The 24,046-nt window shown below is 41.5% G+C and carries 24 protein-coding genes; 17 read left to right on the forward strand and 7 right to left on the reverse strand.

Going from position 1 to position 24,046, the window contains the following annotated elements; genetic code table 11:
• The first annotated feature begins 191 nt into the window (after nt 1-191).
• The 8 genes from K7A41_RS07375 to K7A41_RS07410 all read left to right on the forward strand — a co-directional run bounded on the left by K7A41_RS07375 (nt 192) and on the right by K7A41_RS07410 (nt 8,804).
• Entirely contained in the window at nt 192-677 is a 486-nt protein-coding gene (locus K7A41_RS07375; protein WP_265713184.1) for a hypothetical protein, read from the forward strand.
• Entirely contained in the window at nt 667-1,767 is a 1,101-nt protein-coding gene (locus tag K7A41_RS07380) for a Nif3-like dinuclear metal center hexameric protein (RefSeq protein ID WP_028071127.1), read from the forward strand. The genes K7A41_RS07375 and K7A41_RS07380 overlap by 11 nt, the downstream gene beginning before the upstream one ends.
• Nucleotides 1,767-2,519 (forward strand): zinc ribbon domain-containing protein, encoded by a 753-nt coding sequence (locus K7A41_RS07385; RefSeq protein WP_028071128.1) that lies wholly within the window; start codon nt 1,767-1,769, stop codon nt 2,517-2,519. The genes K7A41_RS07380 and K7A41_RS07385 overlap by 1 nt, the downstream gene beginning before the upstream one ends.
• A 136-nt stretch (nt 2,520-2,655) precedes the next feature.
• Nucleotides 2,656-5,973 (forward strand): S41 family peptidase, encoded by a 3,318-nt coding sequence (locus K7A41_RS07390; RefSeq protein ID WP_265713185.1) that lies wholly within the window; start codon nt 2,656-2,658, stop codon nt 5,971-5,973.
• Between the two features lie 242 nt (nt 5,974-6,215).
• The gene (locus K7A41_RS07395) at nt 6,216-7,139 is read left to right on the forward strand and encodes a CPBP family intramembrane glutamic endopeptidase (RefSeq protein WP_037533974.1); all 924 of its coding nucleotides are present in this window, start codon (nt 6,216-6,218) and stop codon (nt 7,137-7,139) included.
• On the forward strand, nt 7,114-7,323 hold the full coding sequence (locus tag K7A41_RS07400; RefSeq protein WP_037533976.1) for a DUF2007 domain-containing protein: 210 nt from the start codon (nt 7,114-7,116) through the stop codon (nt 7,321-7,323). Before K7A41_RS07395 ends, K7A41_RS07400 begins: the two co-directional genes overlap by 26 nt.
• A gap of 1 nt (nt 7,324) precedes the next feature.
• On the forward strand, nt 7,325-8,125 hold the full coding sequence (locus K7A41_RS07405) for a phosphatidate cytidylyltransferase (protein ID WP_028071131.1): 801 nt from the start codon (nt 7,325-7,327) through the stop codon (nt 8,123-8,125).
• Nucleotides 8,126-8,132: 7 nt separating this feature from the next.
• A complete protein-coding gene (locus tag K7A41_RS07410) occupies nt 8,133-8,804 on the forward strand; it encodes a DUF2461 domain-containing protein (protein ID WP_265713186.1) in 672 nt (223 codons plus the stop codon).
• On the opposite strand, the gene K7A41_RS07415 is transcribed toward K7A41_RS07410, so the two are convergent.
• A complete protein-coding gene (locus K7A41_RS07415; RefSeq protein ID WP_028071133.1) occupies nt 8,805-10,001 on the reverse strand; it encodes an anhydro-N-acetylmuramic acid kinase in 1,197 nt (398 codons plus the stop codon).
• 100 nt (nt 10,002-10,101) lie between these two features.
• Here K7A41_RS07415 and gcvH point away from each other — a divergent pair, with 100 nt between their 5' ends.
• Entirely contained in the window at nt 10,102-10,482 is a 381-nt protein-coding gene (gene gcvH, locus K7A41_RS07420) for a glycine cleavage system protein GcvH (protein ID WP_028071134.1), read from the forward strand.
• Between the two features lie 45 nt (nt 10,483-10,527).
• On the opposite strand, the gene K7A41_RS07425 is transcribed toward gcvH, so the two are convergent.
• The 3 genes from K7A41_RS07425 to mqnB all read right to left on the reverse strand — a co-directional run bounded on the left by K7A41_RS07425 (nt 10,528) and on the right by mqnB (nt 13,224).
• Nucleotides 10,528-11,283, reverse strand: coding sequence for a DUF6263 family protein (locus tag K7A41_RS07425; protein ID WP_028071135.1), 756 nt, complete (start codon nt 11,281-11,283; stop codon nt 10,528-10,530).
• 120 nt (nt 11,284-11,403) lie between these two features.
• Nucleotides 11,404-12,390 (reverse strand): pyruvate dehydrogenase complex E1 component subunit beta, encoded by a 987-nt coding sequence (locus K7A41_RS07430; protein ID WP_028071136.1) that lies wholly within the window; start codon nt 12,388-12,390, stop codon nt 11,404-11,406.
• 123 nt (nt 12,391-12,513) lie between these two features.
• Nucleotides 12,514-13,224: a futalosine hydrolase gene (gene mqnB, locus K7A41_RS07435; protein WP_265713187.1), complete on the reverse strand. Its 711-nt coding sequence runs from the start codon at nt 13,222-13,224 to the stop codon at nt 12,514-12,516.
• Between the two features lie 90 nt (nt 13,225-13,314).
• On the opposite strand from mqnB, the gene K7A41_RS07440 reads away from it, so the two are divergent.
• From K7A41_RS07440 to K7A41_RS07475, 8 genes are all read left to right on the forward strand, one after another.
• On the forward strand, nt 13,315-13,728 hold the full coding sequence (locus K7A41_RS07440; RefSeq protein WP_265713188.1) for a 6-pyruvoyl trahydropterin synthase family protein: 414 nt from the start codon (nt 13,315-13,317) through the stop codon (nt 13,726-13,728).
• A gap of 27 nt (nt 13,729-13,755) precedes the next feature.
• On the forward strand, nt 13,756-14,385 hold the full coding sequence (gene folE / locus K7A41_RS07445; RefSeq protein ID WP_028071139.1) for a GTP cyclohydrolase I FolE: 630 nt from the start codon (nt 13,756-13,758) through the stop codon (nt 14,383-14,385).
• A gap of 239 nt (nt 14,386-14,624) precedes the next feature.
• Nucleotides 14,625-15,260, forward strand: coding sequence for an O-methyltransferase (locus tag K7A41_RS07450; RefSeq protein ID WP_028071140.1), 636 nt, complete (start codon nt 14,625-14,627; stop codon nt 15,258-15,260).
• A gap of 22 nt (nt 15,261-15,282) precedes the next feature.
• Entirely contained in the window at nt 15,283-15,804 is a 522-nt protein-coding gene (locus K7A41_RS07455) for a glucosaminidase domain-containing protein (RefSeq protein ID WP_051607168.1), read from the forward strand.
• A 15-nt stretch (nt 15,805-15,819) separates the two neighbouring features.
• Nucleotides 15,820-16,653 (forward strand): glucosaminidase domain-containing protein, encoded by an 834-nt coding sequence (locus tag K7A41_RS07460; protein ID WP_028071141.1) that lies wholly within the window; start codon nt 15,820-15,822, stop codon nt 16,651-16,653.
• 61 nt (nt 16,654-16,714) lie between these two features.
• Nucleotides 16,715-17,476: a hypothetical protein gene (locus tag K7A41_RS07465; protein ID WP_265713189.1), complete on the forward strand. Its 762-nt coding sequence runs from the start codon at nt 16,715-16,717 to the stop codon at nt 17,474-17,476.
• A 23-nt stretch (nt 17,477-17,499) separates the two neighbouring features.
• Nucleotides 17,500-18,537: a DUF3078 domain-containing protein gene (locus K7A41_RS07470; protein WP_028071142.1), complete on the forward strand. Its 1,038-nt coding sequence runs from the start codon at nt 17,500-17,502 to the stop codon at nt 18,535-18,537.
• Between the two features lie 11 nt (nt 18,538-18,548).
• A complete protein-coding gene (locus K7A41_RS07475; RefSeq protein ID WP_265713192.1) occupies nt 18,549-19,403 on the forward strand; it encodes an N-acetylmuramoyl-L-alanine amidase in 855 nt (284 codons plus the stop codon).
• 97 nt (nt 19,404-19,500) lie between these two features.
• On the opposite strand, the gene K7A41_RS07480 is transcribed toward K7A41_RS07475, so the two are convergent.
• From K7A41_RS07480 to K7A41_RS07490, 3 genes are all read right to left on the reverse strand, one after another.
• Nucleotides 19,501-21,183, reverse strand: coding sequence for a sodium:solute symporter (locus K7A41_RS07480; protein WP_265713193.1), 1,683 nt, complete (start codon nt 21,181-21,183; stop codon nt 19,501-19,503).
• A 97-nt stretch (nt 21,184-21,280) separates the two neighbouring features.
• Nucleotides 21,281-21,490: a hypothetical protein gene (locus tag K7A41_RS07485; RefSeq protein ID WP_265713195.1), complete on the reverse strand. Its 210-nt coding sequence runs from the start codon at nt 21,488-21,490 to the stop codon at nt 21,281-21,283.
• Between the two features lie 8 nt (nt 21,491-21,498).
• Nucleotides 21,499-23,952 carry a PIG-L family deacetylase gene (locus K7A41_RS07490; protein ID WP_265713198.1) on the reverse strand — a complete coding sequence of 818 codons (2,454 nt, stop codon included), beginning with the start codon at nt 23,950-23,952 and terminating at the stop codon, nt 21,499-21,501.
• Between the last annotated feature and the right edge of the window lie 94 nt (nt 23,953-24,046).

Raw genomic sequence — 24,046 nt, forward strand, 5'->3', positions numbered from 1 at the left:
GGTAAAATTGCTTATGCACAGCCTCCTGTTTATGTCATTATGCATGGTGCTTGGGAGGTGCCGAGCAATTTAAAAACAGCGACATTTTAAAACACTTGAACTGATCTCGGATCACAATCCGTAGATAAAAAATTGCAGGAATTAGTAGATTTGTTAGAGCAGGAGAAATAGATATACAGTAGCATAGTTGAATGACACAAGAAGAATTAATCAATGAATTGAGTAAACCGGAAGTGCAAGTTATTGTTTTCGGTATTTTGGCCATACGGATTATCGTTTGGCTCTTGTTTGCGAATACTATCCGCAAGACGTTAAATTTGGTGGCCGTTGAAAATAGATTAATGACACCTGGGCAATCCTGGTTGGTAGCAGTTCCCTTAGTTAATATTTACTGGAATTTTCAGGTTGCTTCCCGTTTAAGGGACTCGCTTATTAATGAGTTTTATGACCGTAAGATAGCTGTGGAAGAAAATCCAACGTTTAAGAAAGGCTCTTTGTATGCGTGGGTTTATCTGGTGACAAATATCCCGATGCCGTTTTCAATTTCTGGGCTGCTTGCAGTTATGCACTTTGTCACATTAGCCAATTATTGGTTTAACATTAATGCAAATCGTAGGATTTTAGAGGAGCACAACAAGTTTAGAGAAAAGGAGGTAGTAATAGATCATGAAAATTAAAGAAGTCATTCAGTATTTGGAACAATTGGCGCCATTGGATTTGCAGGAGTCGTATGATAACTCCGGACTTATCGTAGGTGATGCAAACCGGGAAATCAGCAGCATTCTGATTTCACTGGATTGTACAGAGGCTGTTGTTCAGGAAGCCATAAATAAGGGATGTAATTTGATTATCTCCCACCATCCTATTGTCTTTAAAGGATTAAAGAAAATTAATGGAAAAAATTACGTGGAACGTACTGTAATCAAAGCTATAGAAAACAAAATCGCGTTGTATGCGATCCACACCAACTTGGATAATATCGTCGGGGGAGTAAACTCAAAGATCGCCGACCGACTGGGTTTAGTTAACCAGGCTATTTTGGCATCCAAGAGTAATGTATTGCGAAAAATGGTTGTGTTTGTGCCGCGAAGTCATGTGGAAGAAGTAAGACAAGCGCTATTTGATGCCGGCGCAGGGCAGATTGGAAAGCATTATGATCAGTGTAGCTTTAATACAGCAGGCTATGGTAGTTTTAGACCTTTGGAGGGCGCGCAGCCCACTATTGGTGAAACAGGTATCCAAGAGCGCGTTGAGGAAACACGTATTGAGGTGATCTATAGACGTTCTATTGAGCGAAAGCTGCTTTTAGCGCTTTACGAAGTACATCCTTACGAGGAAGTGGCTTATGATCTATTTGATTTACAGAATACGGCCACGGAAATCGGCGCTGGTATGATTGGCAACCTGGTGGAGCCGATGGACGAAAAAGAATTTTTGGCATATTTAAAAGAAAAGCTTAACTTAAATGTCATTCGGCATACCGCCTTATTAGATAAAAAAGTCAGCCGCATAGCTGTCTGTGGGGGAGCAGGTGGATTCCTACTGGATGCAGCCAAGCGCTCGGGGGCAGATTTTTTTGTTACCGCTGATTACAAATACCATGAATTTTTTGATGCGGAACGCGAGATTGTCATCGCCGATACAGGACATTTTGAGAGCGAACAATTTACGCAAGAATTATTGTACGACATTATTACGAAAAAATTTCCTAACTTTGCAACCTTAACAACAGAAATAGATACAAATCCTATAAAATACTACAGTTGATGGAACAAACCGTAGAACAAAAATTGAAAGCATTATGGCTTTTGCAAGCCATACATACTAAAATAGACAAGATTCGCCAGGTTCGTGGCGAGTTGCCTATGGAAGTTGCAGATCTTGAAGATGAGATTGCGGGTTTAGAAACTCGTATCGAGAAGATCAGAACGGACTTAGACGATTTAGAAGATTCGATCGTTAAGCGCAAAAACATGATTAAAGATGCTCAGGCTGCTATCAAAAAATATGAGTCGCAGCTCAATGAGGTTAAAAACAATCGTGAATACGACGCTATTTCAAAAGAAATTGAAATCCAAGGACTTGAAATTCAAGTCTGTGAAAAGAGAATCAAAGAAGCTGAGTTTGAGATTCGTAACAAAACAGAAAACTATGATGCTACGGTAAGTAATCTTGAATATAGCAAAAACGAACTTGAGGGTAAAAAGAAGGAATTGGAGACAATTACTGCTGAGACTCAAAAGGAAGAGGATGCCTTATTGGCTAAGGCATCTGAAGCTGAAGCGAATATTGAAGAACGTCTGGTTAAAGTGTATTATCGTCTGCGTAATTCTTTCAAAAATGGCCTGGCTGTTGTTTCCATTGACCGTGACAGCTGTTCAGGATGTCACAATAAAATCCCAGCTCAGATGCAATCTGAGATTCGTCAGCGCAAAAAAATCATAATCTGCGAACACTGCGGTCGCGTATTGGTTGATGAAGGTATCGTATTGGAAATTGAACAAGAATACGGTTTTTAATCTGACTCACAGTATATAGGCCCTGCTCAGCGAGCAGGGCTTTTTTTGTACTTTTTTATGCAACTTTGTTGATATAAGTAACTAATCAATCGGCAAAATCGTAGCTTTGCATATAAATTTTAACCACTAAATATTTATGAAGAAAACTCATTTCAAGTTTATCGCAGCGTTTTTGGTAGGAACAGCCATTCCAAATGCTAAAGCGCAAGAGACTTTATTACTTCGAAACCCGAGCATCAGTGTCAACAATATTGCTTTCGTATATGGTGGAGACATCTGGATAGCAGACAAAAATGGAACCAATCCCCGCCGTCTGACAACTAATCCCGGAGTCGAACAAAATCCGATATTTTCGCCCGATGGCAAGAAAATCGCATTTACGGGTAATTATGATGGTAATACGGATGTATACGTCATGCCCATTGAGGGCGGAGAACCGAAGCGGATTACCTATCATCCAGCCTCAGATGTACTACGTGGCTGGCTAAATAACGATGAAGTGTATTACACGACATCGCGCGATTTTACTTATGCTTTGAGTCCCCGGTTGTACAGTTCTCATATTCAGCGGCTGGGTATGGATAAGGCACTGATGATGCCAGAAGCTACGCAGGGCAGCCCCTCTCCGGACGGACGCTATTGGGCATATATTAAAAATACTGATCCTACCGAACGTGATCGCGTAGCATTTAAACGGTATAGGGGTGGTGGTATGCCAACGATCTGGATTTTTGATACAAAGACTAAGGAAATCGAAGCAATTCCACATGTTAAAAGCAACGATGTTAAGCCGTTATGGTTGGGCAATAAAGTATATTTTCTCTCAGATCGTGATAAAATAGTAAATATCTTCAGCTATGATACCAAATCAAAGAAAGTTGAAAAATTAACTGATTTTAGAGATTATGACATTCGTTCCTTGAATGGAAATGGAAATGATCTGATTTTTGAGTACGCGGGAAGACTGAATACATTGAGTCTGGAGACAAATAAAGTCAGTACTTTGCATGTCTCTGTCAATACAGATGCGATGTTTAAGCGTCCTTTTTATAAAAATATGAAAGACGATATTCGCTATGCAACGTTATCTCCTACTGGGCAGCGGGCGCTATTTGAAGCTCGGGGCGAGATTTTCACTGTCCCCAAAGAAAAAGGGGAAGCCCGTAATCTCTCCAATTCCCCCGGATCCCATGAGCGGTTTCCAGACTGGTCACCTAATGGTAAATGGGTTTCATATATATCCGATAAGAATGGATCTTATCAGTTGGTATTGGTGGATCAATTTGGTAAAGATCAACCTCTGTACTTTAATCTGGGGCAAAGTAATTTTTATTTCGAACCTACTTGGTCTCCGGATTCGAAGAAGTTGTTTTATAATGACGCACATCTTAATCTCTATTACATAGACATTGCTTCTAAAGCCATTGTAAAGGTAGCGGATGATAAACTAAGTGGGCAGACGGGTAGAGTATCCAACCATTTTCAGCCCAGCTGGTCTCCGGATTCTAAATGGATTTCCTATATCCGTACCCTGGAAAACGGTGTGCCCGCTGTGTTTATGTACCATTTAGATACGAAGAAAACACAACAGATTACAGACGGAATGAGTTCTGTTCGTAGTACTGCTTTCTCCCAAGATGGTAAATATCTCTTTTTTACAGCGAGTACCAATACCGGTTTAACCAATTCTGGGCTGCATATGTCAGCAACACAGCGTAACGTTGATTATACTGTTTATGCCTTTATCCTTTCGAGCAAAACGCCTTCTTTCTTTAAAAACGAAAGCGATGAAGAACAGATACGTGATGATAGAGCTGAAAAATCAGAGGTACCAGAGGACAAGAAAACCGCAAGAGTGAAGGAGAACGATAAAAAGGCACCTAAGAAAGATAAGAAGGAAGAAGCTCCCACAACTAGGCCCGTAGATAAATCCATTGAGGTCGATTTTGATCGCATTGAAAACCGAATCGTAGCACTGCCTTTACCTGTGGGCTCTTATTGGAGCTTAAATGGGCAGGTTCCTAATCAGCTAACTTACCAGCGCGGAGGCACTATAGGTGCCTACGATTTTAAAGACCTGGAAAATAAAACCTTAGTCGAGAATGCTCGTAGTTTTGCAATCAGTGCAGACGGCAAAAGAATGTTGTATCAGACGAGCAACGGCTATAATATTGTTCCTGCGGGTCAGAAAGTAGCATCTCCGACAACAGGTGCAGTCAAATTGGATGGTATCCAGCAACTAGTAGATCCTGTAGCTGAATGGAAACAAGTTTTTCATGAGGTATGGGCTATGCAAAAAGAATATTTCTATGTAGAAAACATGCATGGTGCTGACTGGAACGCTATGAAAACGAAATATGAAAAATTTCTTCCATTTGTTAGTCATCGCTCGGATTTGGGCTATCTATTAAACGAAATGATGGGGGAAATGGTTGTCGGACACAATTATATTTATCCGGGCGATCAACCTTCTACCCCTTCGGTGTCTGTGGGGGTGCTGGGCGCCGATTATGCCGTCAAAAACGGGTATTATCAAATAGCCAAAATATTTACACGGCTGGAATGGAATCCTTCATTTAAAGCGCCCTTAGCCGAGCCGGGATTGAATATTAAAGAAGGAGACTATATCGTTGCAGTAAATGGTATTGAATTAACAGAAGATAGGGATATCTATAGCCTTTTTGACAATACAGTCGGCAAACAGGTTTCATTAAAGGTCAACTCCAAGCCTTCTCTTGTGGGCGCTCGGGAAGTGGTGGTGAAACCTATTTCGTTCAGTGATGAGATGAGCCTGCGGAGTATGGAATGGGTAGAACGCAACCGTAAGAGAGTAAATGACCTGAGTAATGGTCAGATCGCTTATGTTTACATGCCTAATACGGGTCCTGAGGGATATACCTACTTCAACCGTTACTACTTCTCCCAAATGGATAAAAAAGCTTTATTGATGGACGAAAGAAACAATGGCGGTGGCTGGGTAGCAGATTATGTCATCGATCTGTTGTCGCGGGAATTAATTTCTGGCTGGGGTATCCGCGATGGAAGAGGATTTACGACTCCGGGCAATGGAATTTATGGGCCGAAAGCCATGATTATCAATGAAAATGCTGGTTCTGGTGGTGATATGATGCCATATATGTTCCGTTTCAAGGGACTTGGTAAGCTGGTTGGACGTACGACAATGGGCATTTTGGTTGGAATTAGTGGTTATCCGCCGCTTTTGGATGGTGGCCGTATCACTTCTCCAAATTTCGGTGTATATGATCTTAATGGGAATTGGATTATCGAAAACGAAGGTGTGGCACCGGACGTGTTCGTAGAACAGCTGCCAAAAGACCTCTTGGAGGGCCGTGATCCACAATTGGAAACGACAGTCAAGATTTTGCTGGAAGAGATGAAGACTTATCCATACAAAAATCTACAAAAACCTGTAGATCCAATCCGTGTTAATTAGTCCATAGAAGCATTGGAAATACCTTTAATAAATAAACTGATCCGGTGAAAAGCCGGCCTAACATTTTCATCAAAAGGGGCACATTCTGCTGAATGTGCCCCTTTTTAATCTATTATCTACTGATCGACCAGCCTGTTCATCCCCAGAATTAATGCTGATTTTAAGTAAATAAAAGACAGAATTGCTTGGATATATGCCCTGAACAGCCTTTTATTCTTATCTTTAAAGCATATTTAATAAAAATGCATCCCGAACGAACAACACATCCTCTTCAGTCTTTATTACGTTTGATTCTGATGATTATCGGATTTACCTTTCTATCCCAGGTAATCTATATCCTATTGCTTTTCTTTTATTATAAATTTACAGGGCAAGACTTTTCGTTGAGTATCGTGATGCAAGGTTCCGCCAACGAAATGCGATTTCTGTTATTAATGAGCAGCTTAGGTTCTTTTGTCGTGCCTGCATACCTGATGAACACGCGTGAGGGGTACGGTATCTCGTATTTCAGACGGGAAACTAAGGGTAGGCCAGAGCAGTTTGCTTATATATTTCTTGCCATGTTGGCATTTATGCCGCTCATGAATGCTATTGGGCACTGGAACGAATCGATGCAACTGCCGGATGCTATGGAGTCAGTACAGCGTTGGATGGAGCAGAGTGAGAGAGAATCGGGAGAGCTTATCAAAAGCATCATTATGGAATCAGCTATCGCTGGCTTCCTGTTCAACATTCTGGTATTGGCGTTAGTCCCTGCCATAGGTGAAGAACTTTTGTTTCGGGGTGTATTGCAACATATCGTCGCACGATGGATTGCCAATCCGCATATGGTGATCTGGATAGTGGCTATTGTTTTCAGTGCGATACATTTGCAATTTTTTGGCTTTATACCGCGGATGCTGTTAGGCGCATTTTTCGGTTATCTGTATCTGTGGAGCAAGAATATCATACTTCCTATATTTGGGCATTTTGTCAATAATGCAAGTGCTACCGTCATGGCTTTTTATTATGCGCGAAATGGGAAGAGCTATGACGAACTCAATGCCTTTGAGCCTCAATCTTGGTGGATATATGTTGTAGCCTTCGTTTTTACTGTTATTTTTGTATTCTTATTTTATATGTCAACCCAAAAAGAAAATCATGGAGAACGATTGGAAGAGAATTAAAATATTTACGAACGCCATTGAAGCTGAGATTGTCAAACAAATGCTTGAGGAAAACGGTATCCCTGCAGTGGTGTTGAACAAGCAGGATTCTTCCTATCTGTTCGGGAAAATCGAACTCTATGTCAATGAAAACGCTATAGAGATCGCCGAAAGATTGATTGAGGAAGCGGAAGGAGATCGTTAATATGAAAACAAGAGCAATAACGGGAATCTTTTTTGTTGTTATAATGGTGGTGTCCACGTTGTTGGGGCCCTTTGTATTCAACGCATTTTATACATTACTCAGCGCTTGGTGTCTTTATGAGTTTTATGGCATTGTGACATCAGACGAGCGGTCGCCAAATAAAATGCTTGGTATCGTCATTAACCTGACTTTGTTCGTGCTGGGATCACTAGTCGCAATGAATCTGTTACAGGCCAGATTCCTATGGCTGATTGTTCCGTTGATTAGTCTGACCTACTTGGTTTCCCTTTTTCAGAAGCGGGTTTTTCCATTTAATGACATTGCCTATACCTTTTTGGGAATCGGTTACGTTAGCCTACCCTTTTTCCTGTTTGCCAAGCTCGGATTCATCCAAGGAGATTTTAACCATTACATCCCCTTGGGATTTTTGATTTTGCTCTGGACCAATGATACAGGAGCCTATCTTGCAGGAAGAAGTTTTGGTAAGCATAAATTATTTGAACGAATCTCTCCCAAAAAGACCTGGGAAGGTTTTTTCGGTGGATTTATTTTGGCGATTGTTGTGGCTATAAACCTGCATAAATACTTTGCAACCTTACCACTCTGGCAATGGATTACCGTAGCTGCAGTCATTAGTATCATCGGTACATTGGGGGATCTGGTGGAATCGATGTTAAAGCGGAGTCTGCACGTCAAGGATTCGGGCAATATTCTTCCGGGGCATGGCGGTTTTTTGGATCGTTTTGATGGTCTTTTACTGGCAGCGCCTATCGTGTATATATTCTTAATCTTAATTGCTTAAATTCGTTATGGCCTACATTCAAAAATCGACCTTTGATTTTCTCAGCGAACTGAAGGAAAATAATTCGCGTGAATGGTTTACTGAAAACCGCAATCAATATGAAGCTGCCTTGGCAGATGTCCGTGTTTTTTTGACAGAGTTAATCGCTGCACTGAGCGAAATCGATCCGAAAATCAACACGTCCATACAAGCCAATAAATGTTTATTCCGCATTTACAGAGATACGCGTTTTTCAAATGATAAAACACCTTATAAAACTTGGTTTGGAGCTGGCATATCTGTCGATGGACGTAAATTACAGGGACCTGAATACTACATTCATATTGGTGCTGAAAACTCATTTATAGCTTGTGGATATTGGCGGCCTGAAAAACAACACCTTGATGCCATTAGACAGGAAATTGACTATAATGGGGAGCAGCTGACAAAAATTATAAATCAAGTTTTAGAAGACGGAAAGATTACACTTTACAAGGAAGATCTGCTAAAACGTGCTCCTGCCGGTTATGGAGAAGATAATCCCTATATTGATCTGATCAAGTTAAAGAGCTTTGTTATGGATCAGCCTTTAACAGTTAATGCGCTTTCAGGCAAAAACGCTCTGCAAGATATTGTTACTTCTTACAAAAGAATGCTTCCGTTTAAAGAGTTTTTACACGAAGCGATAGCGGGTGATTAGCTATTGTGGTAAACTTATTTTGCCCATACATATTGCAGGAGAATCTTTGATGTTGGCGACATGGGATCTGTTGCCAGCGAGTGTTTCGTTAGCCAATAGAGCAAAGAGCAGGGCTTCTTTCGCATCAGGATCAATGCCTAAAGCATCAAAGCTCAATACTGCTATTTTACCCAGTTTCCCCTTGATATGGTCTACAAGCAAGGGGTTATGTAGCCCGCCCCCACTGATATATACGGCAACATTATCTAATCCGGCGGACTGCTTTTGGATGGCATTGACTATGGCCTGTGCCGAAAAGCGGTTAAGCGTAGCCATTACATTTTGTGCCGACAGCTCAAGTGTACCCGACTTTTGCTGCGCTTTTCTAAGATAGGATAAGTTAAAGAGTTCAGGTCCTGTCGTTTTTGGGAAATCCAATGAAAGGAATTCCTCGGATAATAGCTGTTCCAATAGGCCATTATGAACACTGCCTTTTTTAGCGGTTGTGGCATCTTTATCCATCTCTACGCCGAAATGAGCTTTCATGAATTGGTTCATCAAGGTATTGCCTGGCCCCAGATCCGTAGCATACGCTTTTAACTCGCTGTACTGGTTTGGGATGAATGTAAAATTGGAAATACCGCCAATATTGAGCAAAAATCGATTTTCTGTCGGATGAGAAAACAGTAAGTAATCTCCATAGGCCGCTAATGGAGCGCCTTCTCCCCCAGCGGCAATGTGCTTTTGCCTAAAGTCGGAAAGGGTGATTATCCCTGTATCTACCGCAATATGATCCCCATCCCCTATCTGTAGTGTACTATTGGGCCAGCCGAGGTCTTTTGTCAGTGACTGTGGGGCGTGATAGACCGTTTGTCCATGGCTTGCGATGCAGTCGATTTCAGCTGCGGAGATACCCCAAGCTTGGAGAGCTTGGTTGATCAGCCTGGCATGCACAATACCTACATAAGCGTTTAGCCCTGAGAATACTTGCTGGTCGATTATTCGCTTTGCAAAAATTTCGCGTACTTTCGAACGGAAATCCTCCTCATAATCCATGGTGATGAACTTTTCTAAGCTTATTTTGCTTTTTTTTCCAGCATTTTCTATTCTGCACAAGGCAATATCAAGTCCATCAAGGGACGTACCAGACATCAAGCCAATTATCCGGCGTTCTTTTTTTTTCGCGATCTCGTAAAGCTTAGTAATTTGAGGATTCATGACCTAAAAATAAACACAAAAATCTTATGATGAATATCATTTTTGACAATTGAAGATATTTTGTAACTTCACGGCATTAAAAATCAAAAAATTAGATACAATGAATTTTCCAGCAGAATTGAAATACACCAAAGATCACGAATGGATTCGTGTTGAAGGTGATGAAGCAGTTGTAGGGATTACCGATTTCGCTCAACGTGAATTGGGGGACATCGTTTTTGTTGATATTAACACTGTGGGTGAGGAAATTGCCGCAAACGAAGTCTTTGGTACAATCGAAGCCGTAAAAACAGTTTCTGATTTGTTTTTACCGGTTACAGCAACAATTTTAGCTGTTAATGAGGCAATTGATGCGTCTCCTGAATTGGTTAATTCTGATCCATATGGCGAGGGCTGGATTGTACGAATTAAATTAAACAATGCAGCCGATGTCGATGCATTGCTATCCGCAGAACAATACAAAGAAGAAATAAACGCCTAATGAGCGTATAATATAAAAAAAGGGCTATAAGCCCTTTTTTTATACCTATTGGCATTTCAGCACAGTTTTGATTTTTACTTCAGTCATATCGATATCACTCGTCAATTCTGTTATTTTCGTCAGGCAGGTTTGCTTGTCCAAAATATAGAAGCCTTGGATACTGCCAGCTTGCTTTGCGTCCGGACCAAACATTTTACCTTCTACATTCACCTTATAGCCTTGATCATTCACTTCAACAAGGGTAAGTTTACTTTCGGCCAGCATTCCTGATTCATCTGATTCTGTTTTCGAAGTCCATGACTCGCCAATACCCACTGGCTGTTCGGGAAGTACAGTACTGATATTTTCAAACATACTTTTGTCAAATGGAAGGTTCACCCCCTCCGGCAACGTGATATCCGTCGATTTACCGTACTGATCGATAGAAAGCCTGACGTTGTTCTCCAATAGCTTGCCAACTGTGGCATGCATTTGTTTAGCAAATTCATTAGCTTCTGGATTTTTTGAATCGTAGGCCATCTCCAGTCCTGCACTGTTCATTTTCATGTTAATACCGGTGTACTTGATCTCAAATAAGTAGGTGTCCTCTTTTTTTGCAGTATTAATCATATCGTATCCCATCGTCAAGTCGGTGGCAATCTGTTGTCCTTGGGTTTCGATATCCATTGTCATGGCTACCTGTTGTGCGATTTTCTTTCCCTCTTCCGGTTTTACCTTGAGCGTATATTTCTGCTGCGCTGATACAGAAGTTGCAATAAATGCAAATACAGCGATAAGACTTGTCATTGTGCGTTTTTTCATTTTGCTTTCGTTTGTTAATAATTGGACATGTACTATACGTGAAAAACTAAATTATATAAAAAATCCCTTTTATCATCGATAAAAGGGATTTTTTATATAATTAACCGTAAAATGTCTATGTTATTTTTTGATGTAAGAAACTTCTTTTACAGCCTTAACTACCTTGGCAACATTTGGTAAAGCTGCTTCAATCAATGTCGGAGCATATGGAAGCGGCACATCTGCACAGTTAACACGGATTACCGGCGCATCCAGATAATCAAATGCATTGCGCTGTACATGGAAACCTAAATCAGTCGATATAGATGCTAGCGGCCAGGCTTCTTCGACGATAACCAAGCGGTTTGTTTTCTTAACAGATTCGATAATCGTTGGATAATCAATAGGACGTACCGAACGTAAATCGATCAGTTCTACACTGATACCTTCTTTTGTCAATTCTTCAACTGCTGGGATAACAACTCGAGGAAGCATTTTGCCAAAAGATACAACGGTAACGTCAGTACCTTGTTGGATAATATTTGCCTTTCCAATTTCTAGGTAATATTCTTCTTCCGGGACTTGACCTTTATCACCGTACATCACCTCGGACTCCATAAAAATCACTGGATCTGGGTCAATGATAGCCGATTTTAACAAACCTTTCGCGTCATAAGGATTTGAAGGAACAACAACTTTTAAACCTGGCGTGTTAGCATACCAGTTTTCGAAGTTCTGAGAGTGTTGTGCCGCAAGCTGTCCTGCATTACCTGTCGGACCGCGAAACACCATTGGGATAGAGAACTGTCCACCGCTCATGGAGTAAATTTTGGCAGCGGCGTTGATCACCTGATCTATCGCCACAAGTGAAAAGTTGAAAGTCATGAATTCAACAATTGGTCTAAGACCATTCATTGCGGCTCCCACAGCGATCCCTGCAAAACCAAGTTCGGCAATAGGTGTATCGATAATCCGTTTGGCACCGAACTCATCCAGCATACCTTGACTTACTTTGTAAGCTCCATTATACTCTGCAACTTCTTCACCCAATAAAAATATTTTGTCGTCTTTACGCATTTCTTCGCTCATTGCTTCGCGAAGTGCTTCTCTGAATTGTATTTCTCTCATCAGTTGTAAAATAGTGTCAATTTTTAGATTACAAATCTACTATTTAAAATTGATATTTTGAAGATTCAACCAACGTATTTCTATAGTTTTATGTCATTTTTTAATAAGTAAATGACTTTTGTATCAAATTTTATCAAATTGGTTCCGCAAGTAATCCAAGGTTTGTATAAGTGCCTTATTACTATGCATTATCGCCTGGGGAATGTTCCACGTGGCACGGTTCCTCTTCTCTACATAATTGGAGATACCACGAAGCTCGATAACAGGGAGGTCCATTTTTTCACCTGCAAAGAAGACTGCAGCGCCTTCCATACTCTCGACGCAACTCTCTGGATACAATGTAGCGATCCTGCGTATCGTTTCTTCATTACCATGAACCTTATTCACCGTGATGCCATGCCTTTGCGGTAAAAAAGGTAGGGCTATTTCTTTTCCTAAATATAACGGAGACCGAAATGTGGACTTGCCATATCCCAACTGCTCGATTGATAAAAAGGCCTCATCGTCTTCGGCCCCCAATTCAATAAACCTGTCTGACACAACCTGGACGACCTGGCCGATGGGTAAGCTGCGATCAAAGCAGCCACCGATGCCGATGTTGATCAGTATGTCATATGCGTTGTTTTGATGCAATACTCTACCTAATTCATATGCGGTGGCCACCATTCCAACACCTGTAATGAGGGTGTCACACTCTGGGTAATTAATTGCAACTTCAAGAAAAGGCTGTAGTTCAAATTGTGTTGCAGCTACGATTAGTACTTTCATGATAATCTCATTATAAAAACGAAATTTACGAATAATCTTCATGAATCTGTTCCTGTTCCAAAACATAAACTACATCCTATTATATTACGGTATTCTGACGGCATTGCGAAAATAGAAATGTTAAAATTGAGCATAAACCCGTATCTTTGTACTATTATGGTATTTATAACTCGTCGAGAACGTTTTTGTGCTGCTCACAAGCTGTATCGTGAAGATTGGAGCGATGAACAAAATGAGCAGGTATTTGGCCTGTGTTCCAACCCAAATTGGCATGGGCATAACTATGACCTTTTTGTCACGGTCAAGGGCAACGTAAATCCGGAAACCGGCTTTTTGATTGATTTAAAGGTCATGAAAGAGATCATCAACCGCAGTATCATCGATAAAGTAGATCACCGTAATTTCAATTTGGATGTTGATTTTATGCAGGGGGTCATGGCTTCTACCGAGAACATCGCCATAGAGATATTCAATATCCTCAAACCGCTGTTTGAACAACAGGGCGTATCATTGCATTGTGTCCGTTTACATGAAACCGAAAATAACTACGTCGAATATTTTGGCGACTAATCTTTAATACATTAAATAGTACAAACTATGAGTCAACACTCATTTGAAAGCGAAGAGCTGGATGGATACATCAAGATCGACAAATACAATACGGAGAAGGTAGATCGCATCGCTTCGCATTATACCGATATATTAGAAAGCCTGGGCGAAGATCCAAAACGCGAAGGTCTGCTCAAAACTCCGGAACGAGTCGCCAAAGCATTGCAGTTTTTGACCCACGGATACGATATTGATGCCGCTGAAGTACTGCGGGGTGCGATGTTTGAAGAAGACTACAGCCAAATGGTTGTGGTAAAGGATATCGAAGTTTATTCCCTATGTGAACACCATATGTTACCTTTCTTCGGTAAAGCTCATATTGCTTATATCCCCAATGGTCACATCGTGGGGCTGAGCAAGATTCCACGTGTCGTCGATATTTTTGCACGTCGCCTTCAAGTTCAGGAGCGTCTAACCAACGAGATCAGGGATTGCATTCAGGAAACTTTGGGAGCTCGTGGTGTCGCTGTGGTAATGGAGTGTAAACATATGTGTATGGCAATGCGCGGGGTCCAAAAGCAAAATTCTGTAACGACAACCTCAGCATTTACAGGAGCCTTCCAGAACGATGTAACCCGCTCTGAATTTTTGAGGCTGATTACGGCTGATCTTGCCTAATTTTTATTGTTTAATAATAAATATATGCCCTCGGTAACTCAGCGTTCCGAGGGCATATTTTTTATGAATCAACATCCGGAAAGAGGCAAATTAAAAAAAATCGTTTTCTGCGTTTCTGCGCATTTGAGGCATTTATAACAGAAAGCTCTTTACAAAGAGGTAATTATATGCTGTTGATTATTAGGTATTTATAAAAAAATATTTTTTTCATAAAGATGTTTTTTGATACCTTTGTGGTTATGGAAATTGTTGCCGACGATTTAGAGTCCTATTTGGAACATACTACAGACGAAGAAAATTCGTTACTGAAAAGGGTAAATCGGGAGACTTATTTGAAGGAAACAATGCCCCATATGTTATCTGGACATTATCAAGGAAGGGTTCTTTCTTTATTGAGTAAATTGGTTGCTCCAAAACGTATTCTGGAGATTGGGACATTTACTGGCTATGCCACATTATGTCTCGCTGAGGGGCTCAGACATGACGGGATCATCCACAGCATAGACATCAACGAGGAGCTGCAGGAACGTGTTCAAGCTTATTTTGATGCATCTGAATTTGCGGATAAAATTCGATATCATATTGGTGATGCTGCAACGATAATACCCACATTGAATGAAACATTTGATCTGGTGTTTATCGACGCTGATAAAAAGAGAAATTTATATTATTTCGAAACGATAATAAATCAAGTTCCGTCTGGGGGACTTATTTTGATTGACAATGTCTTATGGAAAGGTAAGGTATTGGAAGCAAAACCAGACAATCAAACAAAGCAGATCATTGATTTGAATGCACGTTTAGCTCAGGACAAGCGAGTAGAAAAGGTAATATTGCCAATTCGAGACGGACTTTTTGCATTGCGCAAGAAGTAATTTGTGAACTAAAACATTCTTCATGAATTTAAAACAATTAAAAAGCTTTGTACTGATACTGGCTTTGGCGATTTTTGGAACAGCAAAAGTTTCAGCTCAAAGTCCGGCATATGTCGAAAAGTACAGTCCAATAGCAAAAGAAATGATGGAGGAACATGGTGTTCCAGCATCGGTTATCTTGGCCATTGCCATGCACGAAAGCGGAAATGGACGAAGCAGGATAGCAAAAAATTTGAACAACCATTTTGGGGTCAAAGGTAGGAATAACAGTACGGTTATTCGATCAGCCTACAAGGGTTATCGTTCAGTATTAGATTCCTATAATGATTTTGTAGGAATAGTAAAAAGAAAGAAGACTACCCAAAGCCTTTTTGAAAAACATCCGGGAGAGAAATATGAAGCTTGGGTCAAGGCAATTGCCCGTTCGGGATACTCTACAAGTAAGGACTGGACAGCCAAAGTACTCAAAACGATCAGATTATATCATCTTGATATGTTTGATAACGATTCCAGGCAAAATAGATTCTCGTCAACAAAAAAATAAGTACGAAGTTATTGCATGAAGAAGTTTTTTTATGGCATGTGTGTATTCATGGTGTTGATTACATCATGTTCAAGCCGGAGAGGCACGTTATCCTCCACTAAATCCGGTTCAAATTCAAAAACTTCTTCATCTTCTGCAATCGGCCGGCCAAGTATGGCTGGCAATGACTATATTGCCCAATATAAGGATATAGCAATTGCTGAAATGAATAAATATGGAATTCCGGCCAGCATTAAACTTGCCCAGGCTCTACTGGAATCCGGTAACGGCAATAGTTATCTGGCGCGCGAAGCAAATAATCATTTTGGTATAAAATGTGGTGGTGTATGGAAAGGTAAATCGGTAACAAGACCAGATGACCGAATCAATGATTGTTTCCGTGTATACGATAGTCCCCAACAGTCTTTCCGTGACCATTCTGAGTTTCTTCTCCGGCCTCGTTACGCAGCGCTTTTTAAGCTGGACAAAAATGATTATAAAGGTTGGGCCAGAGGCCTTAAAGCTGCCGGATATGCCACCAATCCACGTTATCCGGATCTGTTGATTGAGATGATTGAACGCTATCATCTTGACCAATACGACCGTGGTGAGACATCGCGTGAAAAGGTAATCCGGGAAGAAGTTGTAAAAGAGGAAATTGTACAACATGTTCAGGAAACACCGCCTGCCCTTGCCACAACGGACTCGATCAAGAGCCCTGTAGCGATGCGTATCCATGAAGTCAAAGCTCAGGAAACGCTCTATTCGCTGAGCAAACTGTACAATGTGTCCGTTGAGCAGATCAAATCCCTCAATGGTCTTACAGAGGATACACTTTCCCTTGGACAGCTATTAGTTATATCTAAATAGTTACGCTTTAAAAGATGTTAAATATTTCAGTTTTGTATAGCTATATAGTAGTTTTACGAAAGTGAAGTTTATACAATATATCTTGCTATCCGCGCTGGTTCTTGGCAGCTATACGCTACTTTTCTGTCAGACGAAAAGAGTGGAAGGTATTGTTTTTGATAAAAACACCAAACAGCGTTTAGGCAATGTGAAGCTCGCTAACCTGCGGACGGGCAATGTCATCTATAATAATATCAAGGGCGAATTCGATCTTCAGGCACGTATTGGGGACCGGATTGTCGCCATGAGCAAAGGCTATTTTCCGGACACATTGGCTGTTGATGACAAAGGTCTCCTTCTGTTTCATTTATTACGGGAGTCTATTTACATTGATGAGGTGCAGGTATTAGCACGTAAGAGTCCAGAGGAGATACTAAAAAAAGCGCGAGAAGATTATAATAAAGCATATCGTCTTGCTGGATATGGAGATGTCTTTTCCGTAGGTCCTCATGGTGCGGGACTAAGTATAAATTCTATTTATAGTTTATTCAGTAAAGAAGCCAAAAGAGCGCGAAGGCTGACCAAGACTATTGAAAATGATTATAAAGAAAATGTTATCGATTATAAATTTACGAAGGAGCTGATCAGTAAAGTGACCGGCCTCAGTTTTGACGAATCCGAAAAGTTCAGAAGGATTTTTAGACCGTCGTACTTTTTTATTCTTGCTGCGAGCGACTATGAACTGACAAACTATATTAAAGATTGCTATTCGCGTTATCGATTGAACCCTTCTCAATATTTTATTGAGCCTTTTCCAACAATTAATTATAAATTAGTACCGTAAACAAAAATATAGACATTTTCAGAATGAAGTTATTCAATTTTGTCGGCATCGCTGTGCTTTGCCTTTCTTTTACGAGCATACAGGCACAGGATCTAAAAGATCTTAGAGCAAAACCAGATACCGTAATTTCTGTACAAAAAGAGCAACCCTTAAATATCAAAACGATCCGCCCGGTTATTCCTAAACTGGATCTTGAGGTGGATTACTGGAAACATTGGACCAAATTTGGGATCAATTTGAACCAGGCTTCTTTCAACGACAACTGGAAAGGTGGTGGTGTAGGTTCTATCGCTGTAGGCCTCAATGCTAATCACAAATCTGACTATACCCGCGACAATTTTAACTTTGTGACGGAGGTAGATTTGCGTTATGGTAAGATCAAGAACAACAATAACATTGCAAAAAAGAATAACGACCGTATATTTTGGGATAACAAGTTATCCTATAAGCTTTCCACAAATTGGGCGCTGTTTACATCCGTTACCTTCGAATCACAATTTGATGCTGGTTATAAATACAAGACTGTAAACGGAAAAGATACTATTGATTATATTGAAAATGCATTTATGGCTCCCGCCTATCTGACTGAATCTTTCGGTCTTGAATATAAGCCGAGCAATGAATTTTCATTGCGTTTTGGTACAGGTACCGCGCGGCAGACGTTTATTTTGGATGAACGGGTAAAACCACGTTCTGGAGAGGGATTTTTTCAAAAATATGGTTACTATAGGGATCCGAACAATCCCGCAGCCGGTACCGGCGAAAGATTTGGCGTGAAAGAAGACCGCACATTTGCCAACGCGCTGGCTTTTCAGCTAACCGCCAACTTGGATAAAAACTTTACCGACAAGCTGAATGTCAAGGCTCGTTACAATTTATTTGCCGACTACGAAAAGATTTCGGATCCCACGCATCGTATGGATGTTACCGTCACGGCAAAAGTCAGTCGGGTGATCAATGTCAACCTAAATGGTATCATGATCTATGACCCGGATGTGATTTCAAGGGTACAGTTGAGCCAATCATTGGCGATGGGTATTGTATATAGTTTACCGAAATAATGGTCAGACCGGTGTCATTTGGAATTTTACTTTCTGTATTGTTGTCTTTGGCGAGCTGTAAGTCCAAGGTGCAGGCCACCGTATCGAAGCCATTGATCACGGCATTTGTTGCCGGTGCTGTACTGGAAGAAAAGGTGCTGTCGGAGCCGGACACGAATCAGCTGACACCGGAAGAGCGAAAGGTTATCATGCTCCAAAAGACGGGTTCCCACCCCTATTGGCGACAGGAGAAAGCAATTCATTATGATGTCCGGAAGCCCAACTTTGTCATTATACACCATACTGCGCAGGACAGCGTTGCGCAGACTATCAAAACATTTCAGATCCCGCGTACAAAGGTCAGTTCACATTATGTGATCGGACGAAACGGTGAAATTATCCAGATGTTAAACGACTACATACGCTCATGGCATGCGGGAGTTGCTAAATGGGGAACTATTACAGATATGAATTCCTGCTCCATAGGCATTGAACTGGACAATAATGGCAGGGAACCTTTTCCCGATGCACAGATCAATTCCTTGATCACGGTTTTGGATACCCTAAAAGCCCGTTATTTGATTCCCAATAGCAACTTTATTGGCCATGCTGATATCGCTCCGGCACGTAAAAATGACCCTAGTGTGTTTTTTCCATGGAAAAAGCTTGCTTCTAAAGGGTTTGGTATCTGGTATGATGAGGGCCAGCTCGTTGCACCCCCTGAGAATTTTAACCCTATTGATGCTCTTAAAGTCATCGGTTACGATACTTCCAATCTCAAAGCCGCCATTGTGGCATTTAAGCGAAAGTTTATTATACGGGATACCACACCCGAACTGACCGTTTACGACAAAAGTGTCTTATACAATATTTACCAGAAGTATTAACTGTAAAGTAGCTCTTTGGGCCCTGTGCCGATCAGTGTATGTCAGTTCGGATAACGTATGGATGGAAGACCGGGAATATAGCTCAGGATGTAGCGCGCTAAGGCTTCGAAAGGCGCTGAACACAGTGGGCGATGATCATTACAGCCAGGCAGCCGACCAGATTGAGCCAAAGGAATGGTATTTTGTCCAATAGCCAGATTCCAATGACTATAAGCTCTGACAATATAGCCGCAATGAAAACCGCTTTACCTCTAACTTTTTTCTGATAGAAGGCGACGATAAAGATTCCCAGAATAGTGCCATAAAACAGTGAACCTAATATATTGACAGCTTCCAATAGATTGCCCAGTTTGTTGGCGTATAGAGCGATGATAACGGTAAAGATTCCCCACACCATGGTAAAAATACGTGACCATAAAAGATCTTGTTTTTCGCTTGCGTTGGGATTGACAAAGCGTTTGTATATATCGATTGTCGTTGTAGAAGCCAGCGAGTTGATGGCACTTGCTGTTGATCCCATTGAGGCAAGGAAGATAACCGCAATGAGTAATCCGATCAAACCCTTTGGAAAGGTTCTGGTGACGAACGATAGAAACACGTAATTATTGTCATTGGTTTCTGCGGCTGGATTGACCCTCTTAATCAAAGTAAGTGTACTGTCTTTTACCAGCTGTAATGCTGTATTTACCTGTTGTAATGCGTCTCGGGATAAGGAAACTCGATCTTGATCATCCTGATTCATAGCATCATTTACACTATTCACGATGGAAAGCCGCTCTTTAAACAACTCCGCATGTTTGTGTTCCAGATCTTGGTAAGCTTGGGCATAGGGGCTTTCTTTTAATTTCTGTATTTCCACCTGATTGAAAAAGATAGGCGGTTGGTGATACTGGTAGTAAACAAAAACGAGGATGCCGATCAGCAAGATGGCAAATTGCATCGGGACCTTTAGGAGACCATTCATGATGAGTCCCATACGGCTTTCTTTAACGGAAGACCCCGTCAGATATCGCCCCACCTGGCTTTGATCAGTACCAAAATACGATAACTGCAGAAAAAAGCCTCCAATTAATCCCGTCCAGAGTGTATAATTATTGTTCAGGTCAAATGTAAAATCCAACGCGTTGGTCTTTCCGGATTTTCCAGCAATATGGAGTGCTTTAGAGAGCCCAATATCTGCAGGAAGGAGGTGGATGACGAGCAGACCTGCAATAAGCAACGAACCAAATATAATGCTCATCTGAAGTAATTGCGTATGCGAAACTGCCTTAGTGCCACCGTACGTGGTATAGATGACTACAAAGCTTCCAATCGCCAAGGTAGTCAGCGTAAGGTCAATATGCAGGATGGTGGAAATAATCAGTGCAGGTGCGAAAATTGTTATGCCTGTAGATATGCCGCGCTGAATCAGAAATAACAGCGCTGTAAGTCCACGTGTGCGGACATCAAAGCGTTTTTCCAGAAACTCGTAGGCAGTAAACACCTTCAATCGGTGAAATATCGGAATAAATGTAATGCAGAGTACAATCATCGCCAGTGGGAGACCAAAGTAGAACTGCACAAAACTCATTCCTGAGGAGTATGCCAGACCGGGAGCCGATAAAAAGGTAATGGCACTCGCCTGAGTCGCCATTACCGAGAGCCCTACATGGTACCAGGGCAAAGAGCGATTGCCCAAAAGGTAGCCATCAATATTTTTTATACCCCTACTTTTGTAGATACCGTAGGTAACAATTAGCAAAAGCGTCAGCAATAAAACGATCCAATCTGCTGCACTCATGTATAGTAAAGGGTAAAAAAGTACAGAAAAAGAATGCATATAAATAGCCAGATAACGACCATCCAATAGAAGCGTTTCCAGCTATTCATCATATAGTTTATCTATCTGAGGGTTTTTGCGGATAGATAACACTGTTAAAAAACGCAGCGATGATCAATCCAATAACAGCACCGCCAATGATGCTTAGAAATGTCTCATTTGCAGTGAAGCCAATTAATGCACCGAATATTACAGCAACCAAAAGAATAATTCCTTTTGCTTTACCAGCATCTATTGGTGTGCAGTTGTTGTCAATCTGATTTTCCATTATGATATTTATTTTGATTTTGATAACAAATTTACAAATAATCTATAAGCTCCGGGAACTCCAGCCGGTAATTGTCTAAAAAAAGATAAGGAAGTATAAACAAACTTGCCTTTACCATAAGAAGTGACCAATAAAGAGCCTTTATGTAAACCTTCGCCCGGATCATGCATGGCGATAGGCGTTCTATACCGCTTGTCAATGTTTTCCGCAAAATATAGACCTCTCTCCTGTACCCAGTTTTCAAAATCTGCCGCTGTGATTTTATTCGGATAGTTAAAAACAGGATCTTTTTCGTCATAATGGACAGGAGCAAGTTCATCTGTGACACGGTTTCTTCCAAGGGAAAAAGCATAAGGACCAAAATTCTTCGAAACAAGGCCATTGCTAACATTATATTGTGTCAGTACTGTACCTCCTCCTTGGACGTAGTCCAAAAGCTTGGTCTGGACCTGTGCGATATTTTTATTGACATTGAAGCTTCGTACGCCTAGAATCACCGCATCATAAGCAGCAAGATCGGTTTTTAATAGCTGTTCGCTGCTTAGCACATCCACGTGAATTCCGATGGCATTTAGGGATTCAGGGATAAGGTCTCCAGCACCATGAACATAAGCCACATGTTTGACCTCGTTAAGCAGCTGGATATTGCTGATTTTAATCGCGGTCTCAGGAAAGTAGACAATTTCCGGAATATGTGAGTAATCTATCGCTTTCACCTCTGTCAAGGGTTCCTTCTGTTCCTGCTGAAAGCGGAGGGTGTCAATAGAAGAAATGTCGGCGTCTAGTGGTCTGATATGAATTTCTTTCGAGAGCACTCTTGTATGGGCATCAAATTGGAGATCTAGTTCCGTAGGAACGATTTCCCATCCTTTAGGGGCAAGCACTCTGAGCTTGGCCGCTTGATTCGGTATTTGCCCATGCTTCTGAAAGCTGACACGAATGTTTATCGCTTCGCCATTTCGGATCAGGGCCAATGGGCTTTCGCTTTTAGCCGTGATCTGCGGCATGATCGCTATCGGATGATAAAGCTCACCACGCACCGGATCCGTATACTTATATTCAATATCCTGGTCAAATGCGATTGGCATGCCGTTGACTGCCAGTTCGAAGTGTACCTTAGGCTTGTTGGGGTTGTCAGGATAGCCTGTAAGGCTAAAATCACTAACATTAAACTTGCCTTTGGCATGAGCCTCTATCAGCCAATAGGGCTGTGTCAGATTATCTGCGTTTACAAAGATCGAATCTTTAAAAAGAAGGTTGCCAGCGAGCTTCTTGTTGATCGCTTTTCCATTTAATTTTAGCAGCTCAACATCCACTCCTGTTGCTCTGGTGATAATCGCATTGTCTATGTGGATTCGATCTCCTACGGCGTAATCAGTATTTCTTGCAATGCTCTCAAACCAGATTCCGCTGCAGGCAAGGATGAGCTTTTCTACCTCTTTTTTCTTTTCGCCGCGCCAATAGACGTCATCGATCTGGTCCAGTTCCTGATGAAGTTGGATCAGATCCGATACGGATGCTTCGGGCCTGTCGACTTGGTAATTTTGGATGATTTTCAAAATCCTGGACTGAACTTTAGCACTGTTTTTTACTCTTTTCCAGGAGGTGTCAACACCTTCTAGCAGAGAGGTCGATGCCGGCACACCGTCTACATATTCAAAATATTCCGTGGATGAACCGCGTTGTGCTGCAGATCCGAAACCCTGGCTTTTATGAGATGAACGGCTATGTGCGGCAATTTCGCCGTAGGAAGCTCCGAGAAGTGCGTTATATGCACCTATATCGACTTTCAGCTGGTCCTCGGCCGTATTGTCCTGGCCCCCAAAATTGAAGGTATTCCATAGCAGGCGTTTGGCTTGCCATGGCTGCACATGCTCCAGCTGCTCTGGGAACTGTTGGGGATCTGCCGCTGCTTTAAAGGCTTCATGAGCGAGTATGGCCGAAGCCTGATGATGTCCATGCCCTCCTCTGGCGTCGGGTGGAAACCTTGTGATAATGACATCTGGTCTAAATTTCCGGATCAGCCATACGGCTTCACGCAATACACGTTGCTTGTCCCAGAAGGCAAACGTTTCTTCCGGCGTTTTGGAAAATCCAAAATCATAAGCTGAAGAGAAAAACTGTTCACCCTTGTCTATCCGGCGTGCAGCCAGCAGTTCCTGTGTCCTGATGAGCCCCAATTCGATACCTTGCTCAGTACCGATCAGGTTTTGTCCCCCGTCACCACGTGTCAACGACAGGTAGCCGGTTTTATATTTTTTCTCCTGGGCGAGCCAGGCAATCAGACGTGTGTTTTCATCGTCTGGGTGTGCTGCAAAATATAAAACGGAACCCAGGACATTCAGCTTTTCGAGGTTTAGCTTGATTTCTGCAGCGTTCCATTGCGGATTTTGTGCCTGTACAGTTGACTTTGAGAAGAGACTGGACAAAATGATGATGACAGAAAGAAACGGTTTTCGCATGTTTAAAGATAAAGATTTCATTGAAAATCGTACATCCACACATTGTAATTTTAATGTATATATTCTGCTAAAACAGCTTGGATCAGAATGATGA

Origin of the sequence: Sphingobacterium sp. InxBP1 (assembly GCF_026191775.1) — a bacterium.
GTDB lineage: Bacteria > Bacteroidota > Bacteroidia > Sphingobacteriales > Sphingobacteriaceae > Sphingobacterium > Sphingobacterium thalpophilum.

What these genes read in the sequence shown, in the direction of transcription:
- K7A41_RS07375 (WP_265713184.1), top strand. Translation starts at nt 192, where the DNA reads ATGACACAAGAAGAATTAATCAATGAATTGAGTAAACCGGAAGTGCAA.
- K7A41_RS07380 (WP_028071127.1), top strand. Translation starts at nt 667, where the DNA reads ATGAAAATTAAAGAAGTCATTCAGTATTTGGAACAATTGGCGCCATTG.
- K7A41_RS07385 (WP_028071128.1), top strand. Translation starts at nt 1,767, where the DNA reads ATGGAACAAACCGTAGAACAAAAATTGAAAGCATTATGGCTTTTGCAA.
- K7A41_RS07390 (WP_265713185.1), top strand. Translation starts at nt 2,656, where the DNA reads ATGAAGAAAACTCATTTCAAGTTTATCGCAGCGTTTTTGGTAGGAACA.
- K7A41_RS07395 (WP_037533974.1), top strand. Translation starts at nt 6,216, where the DNA reads ATGCATCCCGAACGAACAACACATCCTCTTCAGTCTTTATTACGTTTG.
- K7A41_RS07400 (WP_037533976.1), top strand. Translation starts at nt 7,114, where the DNA reads ATGGAGAACGATTGGAAGAGAATTAAAATATTTACGAACGCCATTGAA.
- K7A41_RS07405 (WP_028071131.1), top strand. Translation starts at nt 7,325, where the DNA reads ATGAAAACAAGAGCAATAACGGGAATCTTTTTTGTTGTTATAATGGTG.
- K7A41_RS07410 (WP_265713186.1), top strand. Translation starts at nt 8,133, where the DNA reads ATGGCCTACATTCAAAAATCGACCTTTGATTTTCTCAGCGAACTGAAG.
- K7A41_RS07415 (WP_028071133.1), bottom strand. Translation starts at nt 10,001, where the DNA reads ATGAATCCTCAAATTACTAAGCTTTACGAGATCGCGAAAAAAAAAGAA.
- gcvH (WP_028071134.1), top strand. Translation starts at nt 10,102, where the DNA reads ATGAATTTTCCAGCAGAATTGAAATACACCAAAGATCACGAATGGATT.
- K7A41_RS07425 (WP_028071135.1), bottom strand. Translation starts at nt 11,283, where the DNA reads ATGAAAAAACGCACAATGACAAGTCTTATCGCTGTATTTGCATTTATT.
- K7A41_RS07430 (WP_028071136.1), bottom strand. Translation starts at nt 12,390, where the DNA reads ATGAGAGAAATACAATTCAGAGAAGCACTTCGCGAAGCAATGAGCGAA.
- mqnB (WP_265713187.1), bottom strand. Translation starts at nt 13,224, where the DNA reads ATGTTTTGGAACAGGAACAGATTCATGAAGATTATTCGTAAATTTCGT.
- K7A41_RS07440 (WP_265713188.1), top strand. Translation starts at nt 13,315, where the DNA reads ATGGTATTTATAACTCGTCGAGAACGTTTTTGTGCTGCTCACAAGCTG.
- folE (WP_028071139.1), top strand. Translation starts at nt 13,756, where the DNA reads ATGAGTCAACACTCATTTGAAAGCGAAGAGCTGGATGGATACATCAAG.
- K7A41_RS07450 (WP_028071140.1), top strand. Translation starts at nt 14,625, where the DNA reads ATGGAAATTGTTGCCGACGATTTAGAGTCCTATTTGGAACATACTACA.
- K7A41_RS07455 (WP_051607168.1), top strand. Translation starts at nt 15,283, where the DNA reads ATGAATTTAAAACAATTAAAAAGCTTTGTACTGATACTGGCTTTGGCG.
- K7A41_RS07460 (WP_028071141.1), top strand. Translation starts at nt 15,820, where the DNA reads ATGAAGAAGTTTTTTTATGGCATGTGTGTATTCATGGTGTTGATTACA.
- K7A41_RS07470 (WP_028071142.1), top strand. Translation starts at nt 17,500, where the DNA reads ATGAAGTTATTCAATTTTGTCGGCATCGCTGTGCTTTGCCTTTCTTTT.
- K7A41_RS07480 (WP_265713193.1), bottom strand. Translation starts at nt 21,183, where the DNA reads ATGAGTGCAGCAGATTGGATCGTTTTATTGCTGACGCTTTTGCTAATT.
- K7A41_RS07485 (WP_265713195.1), bottom strand. Translation starts at nt 21,490, where the DNA reads ATGGAAAATCAGATTGACAACAACTGCACACCAATAGATGCTGGTAAA.
- K7A41_RS07490 (WP_265713198.1), bottom strand. Translation starts at nt 23,952, where the DNA reads ATGCGAAAACCGTTTCTTTCTGTCATCATCATTTTGTCCAGTCTCTTC.